The organism is Rhizobium sp. ARZ01 (assembly GCF_014851675.1).
In the GTDB taxonomy this organism is placed as follows: domain Bacteria; phylum Pseudomonadota; class Alphaproteobacteria; order Rhizobiales; family Rhizobiaceae; genus Mycoplana.
The window spans coordinates 64,622-84,292 of sequence record NZ_JACVAE010000003.1; the positions used below are offsets into that span (position 1 = coordinate 64,622).

The following is a 19,671-nucleotide window of genomic DNA, read 5'->3' on the forward strand; positions in this document are numbered from 1 at the left end:
AACATATCAGCCGGCGAGCAAGTCTCGCGGCTTTTTCACAGTCGACATCCGTCGCCCGGGAAGTCATCTTCCCTGGCGGATGAAATCAAAACCAGCGGATTCCACCATGCCAGAGATCAACGGTCGCAAGGCCGGCCATGACATTCACCCGATCTTCCTCGAGCGCTGGTCGCCGCGTGCCTTCACCGGAGAGGCGATGCCGCAGGAGGATCTGCTGCGGCTCTTCGAGGCGGCGCGCTGGGCACCTTCGGCCAGTAATCGCCAGCCCTGGCGATTCGTCTATGCCCATCGCGGCACGGAGAAGTTCGTTCAACTGCTGGCAACCCTTGACGAGGGCAATCAGCGCTGGGCCGAAAATGCCTCCGTTCTTGCCGCGATCCTGTCGAAGACCCACAATCGCTCGCCAGCGACCGGCGAATTGCGCCCCGCCTACACTCATGCGTTCGACACGGGCGCGGCGTGGTGTGCCCTGGCACTACAAGCAACCTTCGCCGGCTACAACGTTCATGCAATGGCGGGAATCGATCGGGACAAGGTCATGGCCGTACTGAATGTGCCTGAAGGCTATCGTGTCGAGGCGGGCCTTGCCATCGGAAAGGTTGCACCAAAAGAAACCCTCCCCGAGGACCTGCAGGCAAGGGAAATACCGAGCCAGCGTAACGCGGTTGAAGATTTTGCGTTTGACGGTGTCTTCAACGGAGAATGCTCTTAGGCGCCAGTTACCGGCGCATTCTCAAAACAACATTTCCTGCGCAGGACCAATTGGCACGATACCCGCCGGGTTGAGTGAGGCGATCGAATAGTAGCCACGCTTGATGTGGTCGAGATTGACCGTTTCGGCCACGCCGGGCCAATCGTACATGCTACGAACGAAACCGCGCAGCCGAGGATAGTCAGCAAGCCGACGCAGGTTGCATTTGAATAGGCCATGATAGGCTACGTCGAAACGAACCAGCGTAACGAACAGGCGGATGTCAGCCTCCGTCGGATGGTCTGTAAAGAGGAAACGCCTCTCGCCGAGCTCGCCGTCGACCCAGTCAAGCGTCGCGAACACATCGAGAAACGCCTCTTCATAGGCAAGCTGTGTCGTGGCGAAGCCGGCGCGATAGACGCCGTTGTTCAATCCCGGATAAATGCGCTCACTGAAAGCATCGATCGCCTCTCGATGCTCGCGGGGATAGAGGTCAATGGTGCCGGTCGCAAGCTCACCGAACCCGTCGTTCATCATCCGCAGGATATCGGCCGATTCGTTGTTAACGATCGTACCGCGCTTCTTGTCCCAGAGCACCGGAACCGTGGCGCGTCCGGTATAGTGCGGGTCTGCACGCGTATAGATCTCGTGCATGTAGGTGGCACCATTCACTGTGTCCGCTGTCGAACCGGGATAGGATCCGAAACGCCACCCTTCCTTCGTCAACGCTGGCTCAACAACGGAGAGGCTTATAATATCTTGCAGCCCCTTGAGGTTTCGGCCGATCAAGGTCCGGGACGCCCAGGGACAAATGTAGGCGACATAGAGGTGATAGCGCCCTGCCTCGGCGGGATAGCCGCCCTCACCCGTAGGGTCTGGCTCGCCGCCGGGGGTTATCCAGTTGCGAAAACCGGATATCTGCCGGATGAAGCCTCCCTTTTCATCCTTTGCCTGCACGGGATGCCAGTCGGCCGTCCATTTTCCATCCACCAGCATGACGTTTCCTCCAGTCGCGGGTTCTTACGCCTTTCGCTGCGCGCGGTCCGGCCACGACGTCCATCACGAATCAAAACATCAGCCGTGTCAATTTAACGGGTTGTTGCGGCACCGTACCGGGACACGCCCAACAGGGATAGCAAAAAGCCCCCACCCGAGCGCGCAGGGGCTTCCTTATCCGGATTCACGTTCCGCGAACGATGTCGGCGATCAGATGTCCAGGTTTGCAACGCTGAGCGCGTTTTCCTGGATGAATTCGCGGCGCGGCTCCACCTCGTCGCCCATGAGACGGGAGAACAGGCCGTCTGCATCGGTCGCATCCGAAACGCGGACCTGCAGCAACGAGCGAACGTTCGGATCGAGCGTCGTCTCCCAGAGTTGCTCGGCATTCATCTCGCCGAGCCCCTTGTAGCGCTGCAGGCTCAGACCCTTGCGACCCGCCGCGAAGATCGCGTCGAGAAGCGCCCGGGGTCCGCTGATCTCGGTTTCGGAATCCTTGCGCCTCAGCTTTGGTGGAATGGCATAGATGTCCTTCAGGCGAACAGCCATCTGATCAATGTGACGTGCATCGGATGAGCCGATCAGCGCCATATCAAGATGGGCGAATTCCTTGACGCCCCTTACTATGCGCTCAAATTTCAGACCACCGTCTGAAGCAACCACGCCGGTCCAACCGCGCTCGGTCTCCTCGGCGATCAGGTCCAGCCGGCGTGCAACTTCTTCCGCCATCTCGGCATAGGCCTCGCGGTTGTGGCTGAGCTCCAAATTGAGTGCTCCGCAGATTGCCGCCTGTTCAACAATCGCGCGGTTGTATCGCGAATGCAGACCGTCAAGCAGCAAGCGCAGCCGCAACGCGTCCTGGATCACCTCGCGCATGTCCTGGCCTGCGCGAACTTCCCCCGATCCGAGTTCAAGCGCCGCATCTTCAATGCCGGCTGTGATCAGGTAGTCGTCTAGCGCCTTTTCGTCCTTCAGGTACTGGGCCGATTTGCCGCGCGCGACCTTGTAAAGCGGCGGCTGCGCAATATAGAGGTGGCCGCGCTCGATCAGTTCAGGCATCTGGCGGAAGAAGAAAGTCAGAAGCAGCGTGCGGATGTGGGCACCGTCGACGTCCGCGTCCGTCATAATGATGATCTTGTGGTAGCGCAGCTTCTCCGGATTGAACTCGTCCTTGCCGATCGAGGTTCCCAGTGCGGTGATCAGCGTGCCGATTTCCTGGCTCGACAGCATCTTGTCGAAGCGTGCGCGCTCAACATTGAGGATCTTGCCGCGCAGCGGGAGGATCGCCTGGTTTTCGCGCGAGCGGCCCTGTTTGGCCGATCCGCCCGCCGAATCACCCTCCACGAGGAAGACTTCGGATTTGGCCGGATCACGCTCGGAGCAATCGGCGAGCTTGCCCGGAAGCGAGGAAATGTCGAGCGCACCCTTTCGCCGCGTCAGCTCGCGCGCCTTGCGGGCAGCTTCGCGGGCGGCGGCTGCCTCGACCACCTTGCCGACAAGCACCTTCGCATCGGAAGGATGCTCCTCCAGCCAGTGGCTGAGCGCTTCGTTGACGAGGCTTTCGACGACCGGACGGACCTCGGAGGAGACGAGCTTGTCCTTAGTCTGCGACGAAAACTTCGGATCGGGAACCTTTACCGAGAGGACCGCGGTCAGACCTTCGCGGCAGTCGTCGCCGGTCAGTGACACTTTTTCCTTCTTCAGGATGCCCGAGGTCTCAGCGTAGGATACGACCTGGCGGGTCAATGCGCCGCGGAAGCCGGCAAGATGGGTGCCGCCGTCCCGCTGGGGAATGTTGTTGGTGAAGCAGAGCACGTTCTCGTGATAGCTGTCGTTCCACCACATCGCCACTTCAACGGTGATGCCGTCGCGCTCGCCGCGGATCGAGACGGGCTTGGCGACCAGCGGCTTCTTGGCCCGATCGAGAAAAGCAACAAAGGCCTCCAGGCCGCCGTCATACATCAACTCGTCCTGCTTGACGTCGGAATGGCGCCGGTCGGTCAAAAGGATGCGCACGCCGGAATTCAGAAAGGCCAGTTCACGCAGACGATGTTCGAGCGTCTGGTAATTGAATTCGATGTTGGAGAAGGTGTCGGGGCTCGGCAGGAAGGTAACTTCCGTACCGGTTTCATTGCCACACTGCCCGGTTACCGTGAGCGGTCCGTCGGCAACACCGTGGGTGAAGCTCATCTCGTGGATGTTACCGCTGCGGCGGATCTTGAGCTTCAGCGAGACCGACAGCGCGTTCACGACGGAAACGCCCACGCCGTGCAGTCCGCCGGAAACCTTGTAGGAGTTCTGGTCGAATTTCCCGCCGGCATGCAGCTGAGTCATGATGACCTCGGCAGCTGAAACGCCCTCCTCCTTGTGGATGTCGGTCGGAATTCCGCGACCATTGTCGGTCACGGTCACCGATCCGTCGGCGTTCAGCGTCACGGTGACGATGTCAGCGTGTCCGGCCAGCGCCTCGTCGATCGCGTTGTCGACCACTTCGTAGATCATATGATGCAACCCCGAACCGTCGTCCGTGTCGCCGATATACATGCCGGGCCGCTTGCGCACGGCATCGAGACCCTTCAGCACCTTGATGGAATCTGCGCCATACTCGGCGGGGCCGCCATTTTCGGTCTCATGCGTATCAGTCATGCGGGGTGTCTTTCCAGGGTTCCTGAGGAGCACGGAAACGGCGAATCACCGCTCTTCCAGCCCAGCGAATATAGGGATTTTAGCCCGGTTTTCCAAACCTTGTGGCCGCCAATAGCGGCAGAAATCAGGGGATCACGTCGATTTACGGCGTGCATTGCAGGCCTTTTCGAGAATACCGGCCAGCCGCCTGATGGTTTCCGGCGGCAGATCGCGAATTTCGGCCGAAAGCCGGTTGGCGAAGGCGGTGTATTCCGGCGGCAGCCCGGCCGTGTCGACTGTGATTTTTGGATCAGAGATCCGGGCAATGCGAAACAGCTCCTCCGCCTCGTCCCAGATGATGTTGAAGTAGCCGGCAACGCGCTGAAGAAACTCGAAGCTCGGCGTACCGCGTCGACCATGTTCCAGCGCCGAGAGATAAGCCGGCGAAACGTTCAAGGCCTTCGCCATCTCTTTTTGTGAGACCCCCTTCTTCTCCCGAAGGTGTCGAACTGCGACGCCGAAAGGGGTCGTCATAGGCGGTCTGCCTTGTCGCGGGCGAGACGGACATAGATGGCGCCGTCGCCCCCGTGATTGCGCGCTGCCGGCTCATAAGAGGAAATCAGCGGACGAAACTCCGGCAGCGCAAACCAGAGCGGTACCGCGCGCTTCAGCGCCCCGTCGCTGCCGATGGACGTTCCCTTGCCCGTGATCACCAAAACATGCCGCATGCCGCGCGTGTGCGCCTTGATCAAAAAGCTAAGGAGAAGGCCATGCGCCTCGCTCTGGATCATTCCATGCAGATCGATACGCGCCTCCAGCGCCAGTCGGCCCTTTGCAATCTTGCGCTTGACAGGCCGCTCCAGGGGGGGGAGCCTCCCTTTGCCGGGCGCATCGGTCGTTATCCGGATTCCCCCGCTCTCCACCACATTCCGCCGGGCACTCGGTTTCTCGACAGGCGGCGAACTCGCCTCCTCCGGTGCCAGAAAAGCCTCCAGTGCTTCCAGTTCCTGCATGCGACCTGGCATCGCCCGGGCGCTGCGTGCGACCTTGCCCCAAAGAATGCGATCCTCGGTGCTGAGTGGCTTATCCCTCGCCATGCTCAAATCTCTGCGCAATTGCCCTCGGCACGAAGACGTAGAAATCGGCAGCGTTGCGGACATGACCCGCGAGGGCACCGGCAGTATCGCCCGATCCGGTGAAGATATCGCCGCGGTTCGGCCCGACAATCGCCGAGCCCGTATCCAGCGCCAGCATTGCCCGGGCAAAGGGCTTGCCGCCATCGAGGTGTGTGAGGCCTTCGCTCCGGATGAAGAACGGTGTGCCAAACGTGTGGGTGAGGCGGTCGACGGCGAGCGAGCGCCCCGCGACGATCGGCACCTTGGCCGCTGCGACCGGACCCAACCACAAGTCGTCCACGGGTGCGTCACGGAAGAAAATGTAAGACCGGTTGTGCCAGAGTACTTCATCGACTTGCTCGGGATGGCGAGAAAGCCAATCCCGAATCGAGCCCATGGAGACGGATGCGGCATCGATCTCGCCACGCTCGATCAAAAGCTTGCCGATCGGCGAGAACCGATGGCCGGTTTTCGCGGCATAGGTGATGCGCCGCACGCTGCCGTCGGCGTAAAGCAGGCGCGCTGCCCCCTGAACGTGTATGAAGAAGACATCGACCTTCGAGCGAGCATAGGCAATTTCCAGTCCGCGTCCTTCCAGGAGCCCCTGATCGATCGCCGAACGGTCAGGATATTCCTCGATCTTGCCCTCCCGAACACGGCCGAATGCGAAATATGGATCGAAACCCGTCGGCCGCGTCGTGTCGTCGATATCGATCATATCGTCCGGCCGGCGATAGAATGGAAAGCGGAATTCCGCGTCGGGCTCCGCCCGGACCTGGACTTCCGGCTCATAATAGGCCGTAACGAATCCCTTTGCTCCGTCTGATTTAACAATCAGGAATGGTTTGAACCAGTTCTCGAAGAAAACCCTTGCCTGGGCGGGACCGGCTGGCGAATATTCAGTGGCAGCCGCGAGCGCTGGCAGCAGTTCGTCTGCTGCGATGCCGAGCGAGCCGGTGCGATAGGGCTTCGCTGCCACAATATGCGCGCGACAACGCCCCATCGCTTCGAGGAGCGCTGTCGGATCATCCTCCGTCCATCCGGGTAGATCCGAGAAAGCGACCGGTTTCAGACGGAAATCCATGGTCTAGCCGATCAACCTTCCGATTCGGTCGCGATCAGCTTCCAGTTCGGATCGCGCGAGCGCGTATCGCGGGCAAAGGTCCACAGATCGTTTACCTCGGCCACGGATTCTGCGTCACCTTCAATCAGGTTGCCTGCCTTGTCGTAGGTTGCGGAGATCAGCTGGCTGATGATGCGCAGCGTGATGTTGACCTCCTGGTCCTTGACCTCGGCCGAGATGACATCAGCCTTTTCAATGCCGACGAAGTTCGATTTCACGACTTCGCCCTTGCTCTCGCGCTCGGCGATCGCGGCATCGAAGCCCTCGTAGACTTCCCGCGACAGGAGGTTCTTCAAGGCCTTGCGATCACCATCGGCGAAGGCGACGACGATCATCTCATAGGCGAGCTTGGCGCCGTTGACGAATTCCTTGGGATTGAAGGACGGATCGACGTCAACCACACGACGAAGCGCTTGGTTAAGCGATCCCGCCGGTGCGAAGGCATCGACCTCTGCGTAAGGCCCTTCATCCCCTTCCGATCCATCCCGGCGCGGCAGGGTAACGACCTTGCCGCGGTCAGGGCCTGGGACCGGCTCTGTGGTTTCGCGACGGGAATAGGGATCGAAAGGCGGTTTTTCATTCCCCGTGCGCCGACCAAGAACATTGCGCAGTTGCAGAAAGATCACCACTGCAGCCACGAGGAATAAAATTGTTACAAAGTCGAATGAGCCCATATCGATCCAGAACCACCGTTCACCTTTTTTGACTTACTCCCATATAATCCGCAAAAACCCATTCTTCAAATGTCGTCGCGGTCATTCACTCGATTGTGGCATGTCGTGGCGCAGAAGTCTCCGGTCGACATGGAAAGAACCGGAACGCAGCTTCAATCAGGCATCCAAATGGCAAGACTGCTCATTACCCTCTTCGTCCTGTCGCTCCCACTCCTGGAGATCGCAGGCTTCATCGTGATCGGTCGGCGCATCGGTCTGGGACCGACGCTTGTTCTTGTCGTCGTCTCGGCGGTGATCGGTTTGACGATCCTGCGACGCCAGGGACTTCAAACTTTGACGAGGCTGCGACAGAGAAGCCTCCCACAGGACCTGCCCGCCGAGCGCTTCTTTGATACCGCCATGGTGCTGTTTGCCGGGCTTCTCCTGATTGTCCCTGGCTTTGTCACGGACGCGATCGCCCTGATATTGCTTCTGCCTTTCGTCAGAAAAGTCCTGGCGAACCGCCTTGCCAGCCGGCTTGTCGTGGTGAACTTCAACGCCGCAGATGATCCGCAGCCCGCCAGACCTGCGCAACCGCGCACGATCGACCTTGATGAGGGCGATTTCACCCGGAACGACCGTCGCTAGTCCGCGGTGACGCGGAGTTTCGCAGGGTTGTAAGCCTTTCGGCGAAATGCTAGATCGCTGCCCACTAATTTTTGTCCCGAGGAAAGACCAATGGCAACCGAAAACGACGCCGCCAACAGCGCGGCCAGCCCTTCCATCAATATCCTGGCCCAATATGTGAAGGACCTTTCCTTTGAAAACCCGGGCGCGCCGCGCTCGCTGCAGGCGCGCGACAAGGCTCCGTCGATCAACATCAACGTCAACGTGAACGCCAATCCGCTGTCGGAAACCGAATTCGACGTGGTGCTGTCGCTGAACGCCGAAGCCAAGGACGACACCAAGGTCCTGTTCAATGCCGAACTCTCTTATGGCGGCGTCTTCCGCATCGCCGGCTTCCCGCAGGAGCACATGCTTCCGGTTCTTTTCATCGAGTGCCCGCGCCTGTTGTTCCCGTTCGCCCGCCAGATCATCGCCGATGCGACCCGCAACGGCGGCTTCCCGCCGCTCATGATCGACCCGATCGATTTCGCGCAGATGTTCCAGCAGCGCATGGCTGAGGAGCAACTGAAGGCGAAGGTTGCAAGCACGACCAACTGATCGGTTTGGCATACAATTTTAGGAAAGCGCCCGGCTCGGCCGGGCGTTTTGCGTTTCAGGCTGTCAATGCTGTTTCTGGTATTTCAGCCAGATCGCCTTGGCGCCCATCTTCCCGACCATCGCGGCATGGGCGGCAATTTCGTCCGCGCTGATCCGTTGCGGAAGCAGCCGGGGTCGCTGCACGATCGGCAGCACGATTTCCTCGCCATCAGCCGCATCAAACGTCTCGCGCTGTTTTGAAACACCCAACCCAAGTGCCGCCTGACGCCCACCGATCATCTCGATGTAGACCTCGGCGAGCAGTTCGGAGTCGAGAAGTGCGCCGTGCTTGGTGCGGTACGAGTTGTCGATACCGTAGCGCCGGCAGAGCGCATCGAGCGAATTTGGGCCCATCGGATGCTTGCGCCGTGCCAGCGCTAGCGTGTCCGTTACCCGATCCACTGGCACCGGCGGGATGCCGAGGCGCTCGTACTCCGCATTGATGAAGCCCATGTCGAAGGTGGCGTTGTGCGCGACCCAGCGCGCCTCGCCAAAGAAGGCCTGCAGATCCTCGACAATCTCGGCAAAGGCCGGCTTGTCTTTCAAGAAGTCATCGGAGATGCCGTGAACCGCAAGTGCGTCCGGATGCACCTTGCGATCGCCCGGGTTGATGTAGACGTGAAAGGTGCGCCCCGTCGGGAAGTGATTTTCGAGCTCGATACCGCCAATTTCGATCACACGGTCGGCCCGATTATCGAGCCCGGTCGTTTCCGTGTCGAAGATGATTTCACGCATCGGCGCCGCTTTCGTTGCTCAAGGTCTCCACTATCTGTTTCACCTGTTCGCGCGCGGCTTCAAGCCCGTTGTCGGTGTTGACCACAAAATCCGCCCGGGCTCGCTTCTCCGCATCGGGAACCTGGCGCGACAACAACATCTCGAATTTCTCTTCCGTCATGCCCGGCCTCGCCAGCACGCGCTGGCGCTGCGTCTCCGGTGCGCAGGTGACTACGGCGATCTTGTCGACGCGATTTTCCCCGCTCGTTTCGAACAGGAGGGGGATGTCCAGGACGACGATTGGCGCACCGGCTGCACGCTGCGCATCCAGAAACGCGACCTCCTTCTGACGTACCAGAGGATGGATGATCGCTTCCAGCCGCCTGAATCCTTCCGGGTGATCCGCAAGTTGCGCCGCGAGCGCCTTACGGTCGACCACCCCATTTTCGATCACGCCGGGGAATGCCTCGCCAACCGGGCCGACAGCCTCATTGCCGTACAGTTCGTGTACGGTGGCATCGGCGTCATGGACGGGTACTCCAAGCGAACGAAACATCGCGGCCGTGGTCGATTTTCCCGTGCCGATCGATCCGGTGAGGCCAAGAACGATCATCCGTGGCGCTCCATGTCGTCAATGATGCGTTGACGGAGCGCGACATCGACCACGGGCCGCTGACCGAACCATTTTTCGAAACCAGGCACCGCCTGGTGCAGCAACATGCCCAGGCCGTCGACCGTCGCAAGGCCCTGCTGTTCGGCCTGAAGCAAGAATGGCGTCTTCAGCGGGACGTAGACGATGTCAGTGACAACCGCCTGGCTGTCGAGCCCACCGAAATCCAAGGTCGGCGCCGTGTCGCCATCCATGCCCAGCGATGTCGTGTTGACGAAGAGCCCTGCCCCAGCCATCACCTCGGTGAGCGCCGCGACCGGATGGGCGTGTATCTTCGGCCCGAAGCGGTCGGCAAGTTCCTGGGCGCGGCCGAGCGTCCGGTTGACGACATGGATTTCGGCAATGCCGCGATCGCGGAGTGCCTGCAGGATCGCCCGGCTCGCACCGCCGGCCCCGAACACCACGGCGCGCCCTGTGCGGTCCCAGCCGGGTGCTCGTTCATCGAGATTGGCGACAAAGCCGCGTCCATCGGTGTTGGTCGCATGGACAAGCCCCTCCGCCACCCAGAGGGTGTTCGACGCCCCGAGTTCCTCACTTAGCGCGTCTGGCCGGTCGGCCAACCGGAAGGCGGCTTCCTTGTGCGGTATCGTGACATTGCCGCCGGCAAAGCGGCGGTCTGCACTCTTCAGGTCGGCGATGAAAGCAGGAAAAGCTCCCGGTGCCACGTCCTGGCGCGTGTAACTTCCTTCAATTCCTAGCGTTTCCAGCCAGTAGCCGTGTATCAGCGGCGAACGCGAATGCTTGATTGGATGCCCGACGACAAAGGCATGGTTAACAAATGTTTCACGTGAATCACGCATCGATCGCACCCATCGTTCTCAGCTGCGCAAGCAGAGGAAGCATCGGCAAGCCGATGATCGTGAAGTAATCACCCTCAATCTTTTCGAACAATTGGATACCCTCGCCCTCCAGTTGATAGGCGCCCACGCTGCCGAGCACCTTGTCGCCGACCCGGGCGAGATGGCGATCGATGAAGCCCTTGGAAAGGGGGCGCATGGTCAGTCGCGCCGTCGAGACATGCCGCCATTGTGTCTCGCCGTCGAGGGAAATCACGATCGCGCTGTTGAGCGCGTGCGTCTTGCCGGAAAGGGTCAGCAGATGCTCACGTGCATCGTCCAGTTCGCGCGGCTTGTGAAATATCCGATCATCCAATGACAACGTCTGATCGGAGCCGATAACGAGATGTCCCGGGTGGCGCTGCGCCACATCCTGCGCCTTGGCTTCTGCCAGATGAAGTGCGACCCCGGATGGCGAAGGCGCACGATGGCTGAGTTCCTCCTCCACCACTCTTTCATCGATCTCAGCGGGAATTGCCTGGAAAGAGAGTCCGGCATTCTCCATCAGCATGCGGCGAAAGGGGCTTTGGGAGGCGAGAATCAAGGGGTAGGTCATGGGCGTACTCTTGGGAACGTGCCCATCGCTTAGCGAAGCTTGGGCCGCAGGGCAACAATTGCGGCGGCCGTCTCTTCGATCGACCGACGGGTGACGTCGATCAGCGGCCAATTGTGGCGCGCGCAAAGCGAGCGTGCATATTTCAGTTCCTCTGCGATCTGCGCCCTGTCCGTATAGTCCTCGCCCTTGAAGTCCTTGGCCGATCCGAGGACGCGGTTCTGGCGGATTTGCGCGATCCGGTCGCTCGTCGCGATCAACCCGACGACCAACGGCCGCCTGACATGCGACAGCCGTTCCGGCAAGGGAACGCCAAGGACAATTGGGATGTTGGCCGTCTTAATGCCGCGGTTGGCGAGATAGATGCTTGTCGGCGTCTTCGAGGTTCGGCTGATGCCGACGAGGATGACATCGGCCTCCTCGAGGTCGGCCGGCAACTGCCCATCATCGTGATCCATCGTGAAATTGAGCGCCTCGATCCGGGCGAAGTATTCCGCATCCATCACGTGCTGCGCACCGACGCGCCGACGCGATGTTGCGCCGAGATAGGACTGGAACACGTCGATGATCGGTTCGAGCACGGAAACGCAAGGCAACCCCATTTCCCGACAACGCTGGTCGATGACGGCTGAAAGCTCGCGGTCGACGATCGTGTAAAGCACGATGCCTGGGGCGCCATCGATGGCGTCCAGCACCGGTGTCAGCTGCTTGCGATTGCGGATGAGCGGATAGACGTGCTCCAGCGCCTGTGAAGCCTGGAATTGCGCAGCGGCGGCGCGTCCGGCGGCGATCAGTGTTTCGCCTGTCGAATCGGAGATCAGATGCAGATGAAAGTAGTTTTTCGGGTTCTCCACACGATCCTCCGGGCGCTGTTGATAAGGCGGGATAAAAACGCTGTCTCGGGCCAGCGCGACCCAGGCGCTTGGAAAACTGCCGGTTTTTCCACAATTCGAATTTCCTTGGACGCCTTTCCAGGCTGTTTGTGGAAAACCGAAACCGGGCGACATTGTGTCACGCGAATTCAACGTCTGTCCACAGGCTCTTATGAAAGACATTGCGCGTAACCCACTGACTCAGATCGCTTTTCTGCGATGTCCAAATGAGCATCAGATTCAGCAGCAACTTTTTCGTTCGCTTTTCTGCTTCCTGGCTTTTGCTGGCAGCGTGTGGAGGGAATTTAATCCTTGATAGTCACCGACTCTAAGAAATAGAAACCTCTTCAATATGAATTTCTTTGTTAGAGGGAGCACTGCAAAGTTGGCGAGCGGAACGCGAAAGATCGTCGAAGTCCTGAACGGAAAAGCTGTCTCTCCACCACCGATCTGGCTGATGCGGCAGGCCGGGCGATACCTTCCGGAGTACCGGGAGACGCGAGCCAAGGCCGGTAGCTTTCTCGATCTGTGCTATTCGCCGGAGCATGCAGTCGAAGTGACCTTGCAGCCGATACGGCGCTATGGCTTCGATGCAGCGATCCTATTCTCCGACATTCTGGTGATACCGGATGCTTTGAAACGGCAGGTTCGTTTCGACGAGGGCCATGGACCTCGGATGCAGCCGCTAAGCGTTGATGAAATCCCTGCCCTGGCTCCGATGCCTGTTCTTGGCCACCTCGAACCGGTACTGGAGACGGTGCGTCGACTGCGTGCGGAGCTGCCGCATGAAACGACGCTGCTCGGCTTCTGTGGGGCGCCCTGGACGGTTGCGACCTATATGATCGCCGGCCAGGGAACGCCCGATCAGGCGCCAACACGCCTTTTCGCCTACAAGGAACCAAGAGCTTTCTCGCAGTTGCTGGATATCCTTGCGGAAAAATCCGCCGACTATCTGGTCGCGCAGATCGATGCAGGCGCGGATGCGGTGCAGATTTTCGATTCCTGGGCTGGGGTTCTCGGCGAGAAGGAGTTTGCGGACTATGCGGTGAAGCCCGTCCGGCGGATCGTTGATCTGGTGAAGGCGCGCCGGCCGCAGGCGAAGATCATTGCTTTTGCCAAGGGCGCTGGCCTGTTTTTGAAGGACTATCGCCAGGGCACTGGCGCGGACGCAATCGGGCTCGATTGGACGGTCCCGCTGTCTCTTGCGGCTGAACTGCAAAAGGATGGGCCCGTTCAGGGCAACCTCGATCCGCAGCGCGTCGTCGCGGGCGGCAATGCGTTGCGCGATGGTATCGACGCAATCCTGGACGCTCTTGGAAACGGGCCGCTGATCTTCAATCTTGGCCATGGGATCACCCCCCAGGCAGATCCTGTAAACGTTGCCGCGCTGGTCGAGCGCGTTAGAGGCGGTGCGCGGTGAGCGAGGGGCAGACGGGACAGTCAGTCGGACGGCGCGCTACGCGCCGTGCCATGATTGTCCTGGTATTCTTTGCCCTCGTTGCGGCGGCCATAGTCGCCTACCCGCCTGATGATCTCTACCTGTGGGTCAAGGCGCTCCACATCGTTGCAGTGATTTCCTGGATGGCGGGATTGCTCTACCTGCCGCGGCTTTTCATCTATCACACGGATGCTGCGAAGGGCTCTGAGCTGTCGGAAACCTTCATGACGATGGAGAGGCGGCTCTACCGGGTGATCATGAACCCGGCAATGATGCTGAGTTGGGTGCTCGGTCTCTATCTCGCATGGTCAGTCTACCGTTTCCAAGGTGGCTGGTTGCACGCGAAGCTTGCCTTCGTGGTAGTGTTGACGGCCGTTCATGTCTTTTTCGGACGATGCATCGTGGCCTTCGCTCAAGATGCTAATCGCTTCAGTGCACGCCAATGGCGGTTCCTGAACGAAATGCCGGCGCTTCTGATGGTGCTGATCGTAATAATGGTTGTCGTGAAGCCGTTCTCGGGTTAAAGATCGCCGGGTGTCGATTCCTGTCCGGAAATCGCCTGAGGCCCTTGCGGGGTTTCACGTGAATCGCTATTTTCCGCTCATCTCATCTTTCGTGGCATGTGTATCCGCTTCGTGAACTGCACTCCCCCAGCAGTTCAGTCTTGACCCGCACGCCAGTTTTCCATCCCGATATCACGCATGGTCCCCCTTCATGGCTGAAATGAAGCTACAAGAACTGAAAAACAAAACGCCGACCGATCTGCTGGCTTTTGCCGAGTCGCTCGAGGTCGAGAACGCAAGCACGATGCGCAAGCAGGAACTGATGTTCGCGATCCTCAAGATGCTTGCGACGCAGGATACCGAGATCATCGGCGAGGGCGTGGTCGAAGTACTGCAGGACGGCTTTGGCTTCCTTCGTTCGGCCAACGCGAACTACCTGCCGGGTCCGGATGATATCTACATCTCGCCCTCGCAGATCCGGCGTTTCTCGTTGAAGACGGGCGACACGGTCGAGGGTCCGATCCGTGGACCGAAGGAAGGTGAGCGCTATTTTGCGCTTTTGAAGGTCAACACGATTAACTTCGATGATCCGGAGAAGATCCGCCACAAGGTCCATTTCGACAACCTGACGCCGCTCTATCCGAATGAGCGCTTCAAGATGGAACTGGACGTTCCGACGTCAAAGGATCTTTCTCCCCGCGTCATCGATCTGGTGGCGCCGCTCGGCAAGGGTCAGCGAGGCCTGATTGTGGCACCGCCGCGCACCGGCAAGACCGTGCTGCTGCAGAACATTGCGCATTCGATCACAGCAAACCATCCGGAATGCTATCTCATCGTGCTCCTGATCGACGAGCGGCCCGAAGAAGTAACCGACATGCAGCGCTCGGTGAAGGGCGAAGTCGTTTCCTCGACGTTCGATGAGCCGGCGACGCGTCACGTGCAGGTGGCGGAGATGGTCATCGAGAAGGCCAAGCGCCTCGTTGAACACGGCCGTGATGTGGTTATTCTTCTTGATTCGATCACCCGCCTTGGCCGCGCCTACAACACGGTCGTGCCATCCTCGGGCAAGGTCTTGACGGGCGGCGTCGACGCGAATGCCTTGCAGCGTCCGAAGCGCTTCTTCGGCGCAGCACGCAATATCGAGGAAGGTGGTTCACTGACCATCATTGCGACGGCCCTCATCGATACGGGCAGCCGCATGGACGAAGTCATCTTTGAAGAGTTCAAGGGTACCGGCAACTCCGAAATTGTGCTGGATCGCAAGGTCGCCGACAAGCGTATCTTTCCGGCGATGGACATTCTTAAGTCCGGCACCCGCAAGGAAGACCTGCTTGTTCCGCGTCAGGACCTGCAGAAGATCTTCGTCCTGCGTCGAATCTTGGCACCGATGGGCACGACGGATGCCATCGAATTCCTCATCGACAAACTCAAGCAGACGAAGAACAACGGCGACTTCTTCGACTCGATGAATACCTGAGCCGGATTCGAAGCCGGATACTATCCAATGGTGGGCGCTCTATCGAGCCCACCATTTTTTGTTTTTGGGCCTGGTCCTCGTGTCGGAGTCTCATGCTGGACCTCCAGCGTCACATAGTGTATCGAACGGCTGAAAAATGGCGACAGATCGAGCTGCTACCCGGCCGCTGCACCCAAGAACTCCTTTCCCGTTCCTGTGATGGCAATGATTGGTACCGATACCATTTTCGCGCTTTCGAGCGGCGGACTTCCCTCCGGCGTTGCGATTGTCAGGATTAGTGGTCCCGCTTGCATTGAGGCCCTCACATCGATGGTCGGAAGCGTTCCCGCGCCACGCCGGGCTGTGCTTCGATCGATTCGTTCTCGAAACAATGAGGTCCTGGATCAGGGATTGGTTCTCTACTTTCCTGGAACTGCTTCGTTTACCGGAGAGGAATCCGCTGAGCTTCATATCCATGGGGGACGAGCCACGGTGCGAGCCGTCTTGGACGCGTTGGCTGAGGTCCCCGGCCTGCGACCGGCAGAAGCGGGTGAATTCAGCCGACGGGCTTTTCACAACGGAAAACTCGATCTCGTCGAAATCGAGGGCTTGGCGGATATCGTTGCAGCGCAAACCGAGATGCAGCGTCGCCTGGCGCTGGAGCACGCCGCCGGCGGCGTATCGAAACTTTATGATGACTGGACGCGCCGCTTGACGCATGCGCGGGCGATGATCGAAGCCGAGCTGGACTTTGCCGACGAGGAGGATGTGCCGGGCTCGGTTGGGCAAACAATTCGGGCGGATCTTCAAGCACTATGCACTGAGATCGGGGCCCATCTGAAGGGTGCGCGGGCCGGCGAGATCATTCGCGACGGGTTGACGGTGGTCATAACCGGACCGCCAAATGCCGGAAAATCCAGCCTCATCAATTATTTAGCGAAGCGTGATGTCGCGATCGTCACCGACATACCTGGAACAACGCGCGACATTGTCTCGGTTGATCTTGACCTCGACGGCTTTGCTGTCCGAATTCTTGATACTGCGGGTATCCGTGATACGGCCGAAGTTGTCGAACTGGAGGGAATTCGACGCGCCAAGTCGGCAGTCGCCCGCGCCGATCTCGTCCTGCGGCTTCTGGACAGTGCCGAGACTGTTCCTGAAATGACGGAAGAAACTGGCGCACCGACGATTTACATTGCGCCTAAGGCGGACATGGCGCGTAGAACCGACCTCGACAGCGGCGTCATCGCGGTCTCGATCCGCACCGGCGAAGGTATGGACGCGTTGCTTGACCTAATCCGCCGGCATCTGCCGTTGATAACCGACGGTTCCGCCTTTGCGGTGCCGTCGCGGGAACGGCACAATGAGGCGCTCCGCTCTGCGCTCCGCTCTATTGAAGACGCGCTATCGCAGGATGCGGACGTTCTGGAACTACAGGCAGAAAGCCTGCGTCTGGCGGCCAACGCGATCGGTTACATTACTGGGCGTATTGATGTCGAAGGCCTACTCGACGTCATTTTTTCGGAATTTTGTATCGGCAAATGATTCACGTGAAACAAGGATGCAACGCAGGCGAGTCTCCTGTAGTGTTTCACGTGAAACGATTCCGGTGTTATCGGTACACCAGGTAGGAAGGACGCATGACCTACGATGTTGTAGTTATTGGCGGGGGCCATGCCGGCTGTGAAGCTGCAACCGCGTCCGCTCGCGCGGGAGCGCGCACAGCGCTCCTCACCCATTCTCGACAGACCATTGGCGTCATGTCGTGCAATCCGGCCATCGGTGGGCTGGGCAAGGGGCATCTCGTTCGCGAGGTGGACGCTCTCGATGGCCTCATGGGGCGCATCGCCGACCAGGCAGGCATCCAGTTTCGCATGCTCAACCGCCGTAAGGGTCCGGCGGTTCGTGGCCCTCGCACGCAGGCCGATCGCCGGCTTTATCGTGAAGCCATGCAATCAGCGATCGCGTCGACTGCGAATCTCGATGTAATCGAGGGTGATGCGTTTGATATCGAGATTGAGAAGGACGAGATACGAGCCGTTGTCACTGCTGATGGCCGGCGTATCGGCTGCCGGGCTGTCGTCCTGACCACCGGCACCTTCCTGCGCGGGCTAATTCATATTGGAAAAGAGACCGTACCCGCTGGTCGGGTCGGCGAACAGCCGTCGCTGGGTCTATCAGAGACACTCTCACGCCTTGGTTTGCGGTTAGGCCGACTAAAAACGGGTACACCGGCGAGGTTATCGGGAAAAACCATAGCCTGGGATCAAGTCGGTCGGCAGGCTGCGGACGAAGATCCGGTTCCGTTCTCCTTCATGACCGACCGTATCGTGAATCCGCAAATCGAATGCGGCGTTACCCGGACGACGAGTGAGACCCACAGAATCATCGAGGAGAACATCGGCCAGTCCGCGATGTATTCTGGTCAGATCAAGGGCGTGGGTCCTCGCTATTGCCCGTCGATCGAGGACAAGATCGTTCGCTTCGGAGAGCGCGATGGGCACCAGATCTTTCTAGAACCCGAGGGCCTCGATGACGACACCGTCTATCCGAACGGTATCTCGACCTCCCTCCCCGCTTCCGTGCAGGAGGCGTTCATTCGCACCATTCCCGGTTTGGAGCATGTGGAAATCCTTCAGTCCGGTTACGCGATTGAGTATGACCACGTCGATCCGCGTGAACTGACGCAGGGGTTGGAACTCATCAAGATGCCTGGCCTGTTTTTGGCGGGACAGATCAATGGAACGACGGGATACGAAGAAGCAGCCGCGCAAGGACTTGTGGCAGGGCTCAACGCGGCTCGAAAGGTCGGTGGCCTGACGCCCTACTATTTTAGCCGCACGCAGAGCTACATCGGTGTCATGATTGATGACCTGACCTCCCGCGGCGTGACCGAGCCGTATCGCATGTTCACCTCGCGGGCGGAATACCGTCTGTCGCTGCGGGCGGACAATGCCGATGTTCGCCTCACCCCCCTCGCTGTCGAGTTGGGCATCGTGGGCGCATCTAGACGGGATAGATTTCAGCGTTGGCAAACCGAGCTCGACAGGTTCCGGAATGTATTGCGGTCACTATCGCTCACACCCAGCCAGGCCATGCAACATGGCCTGCGGCTTAACCAGGATGGGCAGCGTCGCAGCGCTTATGAATTATTGTCCTACGCAGAACATTCTGTTCAATCTCTGCAGGCGATCTGGCCGGAGTTAGCAGAGATGCCCTCTCGCACGCGTGAGGCCCTTGAGATCGAGGCCGGCTATGCCGTCTACATGGATCGACAGGCAGCTGACATTGCCGATGTACGGCGCGAGGAGCAGCGGGTCATTCCGCTCGACTTTAGCTTTGACGACCTGCCGGGTCTTTCGAATGAGTTGCGCACCAAGCTAATGCGGGACCGTCCAGCGAACGTCGCACAGGCTGCGCGCATAGACGGAATGACGCCTGCGGCGATTTCGCTGCTGCTCAATGCCTTGCGCCGAGACGAACTGGTTACCGAGCGTTCCAACGGAAGGGCCTCGGCCAGATGACCGATACAGTTCTTGCTTTAGAATCCTTGCATGTTTCACGTGAAACAAAAAATCGCCTGGAGAGGTTCATCGCCCTGTTCGAAAAATGGGCGCGTTCAATCAATCTCGTAGCACCTTCAACCTTGGGTGACTTTGGCGCGCGCCACATTCAGGACAGTGCGCAGATCTTCCAGCTCAATCCGAACCCACAGATTTGGGTTGACCTCGGAAGTGGCGGCGGCTTCCCGGGCATGATTACGGCGATCCTGCTGAATGAATCGGATGGCGGCTGGGTCCATCTCATCGAGAGCAACAATAAAAAGGCGGCCTTCCTGCGAACAGCGATCGCCGAAACTGGCGCCCGGGCCAGCGTTCATCCGATTCGAATCGAAAGCGCGCCCGCCCTAATACCACAATGCGATGCAATCTCGGCTCGCGCCCTTGCTGATCTATCATTGTTGCTGCAGTTCAGCGAACCCTGGATGATAAACAATCCAAACTGTCGCGCCTATTTCCACAAAGGCCGGGATTACCAGGTTGAAGTGGATAAAGCCGTTGGTCGCTGGAGTTTTGATCTGGTACAACATCAAAGTGTCGTTGAGCGCGATTCTGTCGTGCTGGAAATAACGAACCTTTCGCGGATCATTCAGTGACGGCGGA

The 19,671-nt window shown here is 59.3% G+C and carries 20 protein-coding genes; 9 read left to right on the plus strand and 11 right to left on the minus strand.

What is annotated here, in order from left to right:
- Positions 1-106: 106 nt before the first annotated feature.
- On the plus strand, positions 107-712 hold the full coding sequence (locus IB238_RS17770; protein WP_192249950.1) for a nitroreductase family protein: 606 nt from the start codon (positions 107-109) through the stop codon (positions 710-712).
- Positions 713-733: 21 nt separating this feature from the next.
- Here the strand turns inward: IB238_RS17770 and IB238_RS17775 are convergent, their stop codons facing one another.
- From IB238_RS17775 to IB238_RS17800, 6 genes are all read right to left on the minus strand, one after another.
- Positions 734-1,687, minus strand: coding sequence for a glutathione S-transferase family protein (locus IB238_RS17775; RefSeq protein ID WP_192249952.1), 954 nt, complete (start codon positions 1,685-1,687; stop codon positions 734-736).
- Positions 1,688-1,897: 210 nt separating this feature from the next.
- Positions 1,898-4,333, minus strand: a complete 2,436-nt coding sequence (gene gyrB, locus IB238_RS17780; protein ID WP_192249954.1) for a DNA topoisomerase (ATP-hydrolyzing) subunit B — start codon at positions 4,331-4,333, stop codon at positions 1,898-1,900.
- A 132-nt stretch (positions 4,334-4,465) separates the two neighbouring features.
- Positions 4,466-4,846, minus strand: coding sequence for a helix-turn-helix domain-containing protein (locus tag IB238_RS17785; protein WP_192249957.1), 381 nt, complete (start codon positions 4,844-4,846; stop codon positions 4,466-4,468).
- A complete protein-coding gene (locus IB238_RS17790) occupies positions 4,843-5,409 on the minus strand; it encodes a Smr/MutS family protein (protein WP_192249960.1) in 567 nt (188 codons plus the stop codon). Before IB238_RS17790 ends, IB238_RS17785 begins: the two co-directional genes overlap by 4 nt.
- Positions 5,396-6,511, minus strand: a complete 1,116-nt coding sequence (locus IB238_RS17795) for a murein transglycosylase A (RefSeq protein ID WP_192249963.1) — start codon at positions 6,509-6,511, stop codon at positions 5,396-5,398. Before IB238_RS17795 ends, IB238_RS17790 begins: the two co-directional genes overlap by 14 nt.
- Before the next feature lie 11 nt (positions 6,512-6,522).
- The gene (locus tag IB238_RS17800; RefSeq protein ID WP_192249966.1) at positions 6,523-7,224 is read right to left on the minus strand and encodes a Tim44/TimA family putative adaptor protein; all 702 of its coding nucleotides are present in this window, start codon (positions 7,222-7,224) and stop codon (positions 6,523-6,525) included.
- 168 nt (positions 7,225-7,392) lie between these two features.
- On the opposite strand from IB238_RS17800, the gene IB238_RS17805 reads away from it, so the two are divergent.
- Positions 7,393-7,851, plus strand: coding sequence for an FxsA family protein (locus IB238_RS17805; RefSeq protein WP_192249969.1), 459 nt, complete (start codon positions 7,393-7,395; stop codon positions 7,849-7,851).
- Positions 7,852-7,941: 90 nt separating this feature from the next.
- Entirely contained in the window at positions 7,942-8,427 is a 486-nt protein-coding gene (gene secB, locus IB238_RS17810; RefSeq protein ID WP_192249972.1) for a protein-export chaperone SecB, read from the plus strand.
- Positions 8,428-8,490: 63 nt separating this feature from the next.
- Here the strand turns inward: secB and dnaQ are convergent, their stop codons facing one another.
- From dnaQ to IB238_RS17835, 5 genes are read right to left on the minus strand one after another with little or no spacing between them, the layout of a single operon-like run.
- Positions 8,491-9,201, minus strand: coding sequence for a DNA polymerase III subunit epsilon (gene dnaQ, locus IB238_RS17815; RefSeq protein ID WP_192249975.1), 711 nt, complete (start codon positions 9,199-9,201; stop codon positions 8,491-8,493).
- Positions 9,194-9,793: a dephospho-CoA kinase gene (gene coaE, locus IB238_RS17820; RefSeq protein WP_192249978.1), complete on the minus strand. Its 600-nt coding sequence runs from the start codon at positions 9,791-9,793 to the stop codon at positions 9,194-9,196. Before coaE ends, dnaQ begins: the two co-directional genes overlap by 8 nt.
- A complete protein-coding gene (locus IB238_RS17825; RefSeq protein ID WP_192249980.1) occupies positions 9,790-10,650 on the minus strand; it encodes a shikimate dehydrogenase in 861 nt (286 codons plus the stop codon). The genes coaE and IB238_RS17825 overlap by 4 nt, the downstream gene beginning before the upstream one ends.
- On the minus strand, positions 10,643-11,242 hold the full coding sequence (locus IB238_RS17830) for a Maf-like protein (protein ID WP_192249983.1): 600 nt from the start codon (positions 11,240-11,242) through the stop codon (positions 10,643-10,645). Before IB238_RS17830 ends, IB238_RS17825 begins: the two co-directional genes overlap by 8 nt.
- 29 nt (positions 11,243-11,271) lie before the next feature.
- Positions 11,272-12,093, minus strand: a complete 822-nt coding sequence (locus IB238_RS17835; RefSeq protein ID WP_192249986.1) for a pyruvate, water dikinase regulatory protein — start codon at positions 12,091-12,093, stop codon at positions 11,272-11,274.
- Positions 12,094-12,496: 403 nt separating this feature from the next.
- Between IB238_RS17835 and hemE the strand changes: the two genes are divergently transcribed.
- The 6 genes from hemE to IB238_RS17865 all read left to right on the plus strand — a co-directional run bounded on the left by hemE (position 12,497) and on the right by IB238_RS17865 (position 19,664).
- Positions 12,497-13,531 (plus strand): uroporphyrinogen decarboxylase, encoded by a 1,035-nt coding sequence (gene hemE, locus IB238_RS17840; RefSeq protein WP_192249989.1) that lies wholly within the window; start codon positions 12,497-12,499, stop codon positions 13,529-13,531.
- A 50-nt stretch (positions 13,532-13,581) separates the two neighbouring features.
- Positions 13,582-14,073, plus strand: coding sequence for a protoporphyrinogen oxidase HemJ (gene hemJ, locus IB238_RS17845; protein WP_192249992.1), 492 nt, complete (start codon positions 13,582-13,584; stop codon positions 14,071-14,073).
- Between the two features lie 190 nt (positions 14,074-14,263).
- A complete protein-coding gene (gene rho, locus IB238_RS17850) occupies positions 14,264-15,529 on the plus strand; it encodes a transcription termination factor Rho (protein ID WP_192249995.1) in 1,266 nt (421 codons plus the stop codon).
- Positions 15,530-15,727: 198 nt separating this feature from the next.
- Positions 15,728-17,053: a tRNA uridine-5-carboxymethylaminomethyl(34) synthesis GTPase MnmE gene (gene mnmE, locus IB238_RS17855; RefSeq protein ID WP_246723718.1), complete on the plus strand. Its 1,326-nt coding sequence runs from the start codon at positions 15,728-15,730 to the stop codon at positions 17,051-17,053.
- A 95-nt stretch (positions 17,054-17,148) separates the two neighbouring features.
- On the plus strand, positions 17,149-19,032 hold the full coding sequence (gene mnmG / locus IB238_RS17860; RefSeq protein WP_192250000.1) for a tRNA uridine-5-carboxymethylaminomethyl(34) synthesis enzyme MnmG: 1,884 nt from the start codon (positions 17,149-17,151) through the stop codon (positions 19,030-19,032).
- A complete protein-coding gene (locus tag IB238_RS17865; RefSeq protein WP_192250003.1) occupies positions 19,029-19,664 on the plus strand; it encodes a 16S rRNA (guanine(527)-N(7))-methyltransferase RsmG in 636 nt (211 codons plus the stop codon). The genes mnmG and IB238_RS17865 overlap by 4 nt, the downstream gene beginning before the upstream one ends.
- The last annotated feature ends 7 nt before the right edge of the window (positions 19,665-19,671 follow it).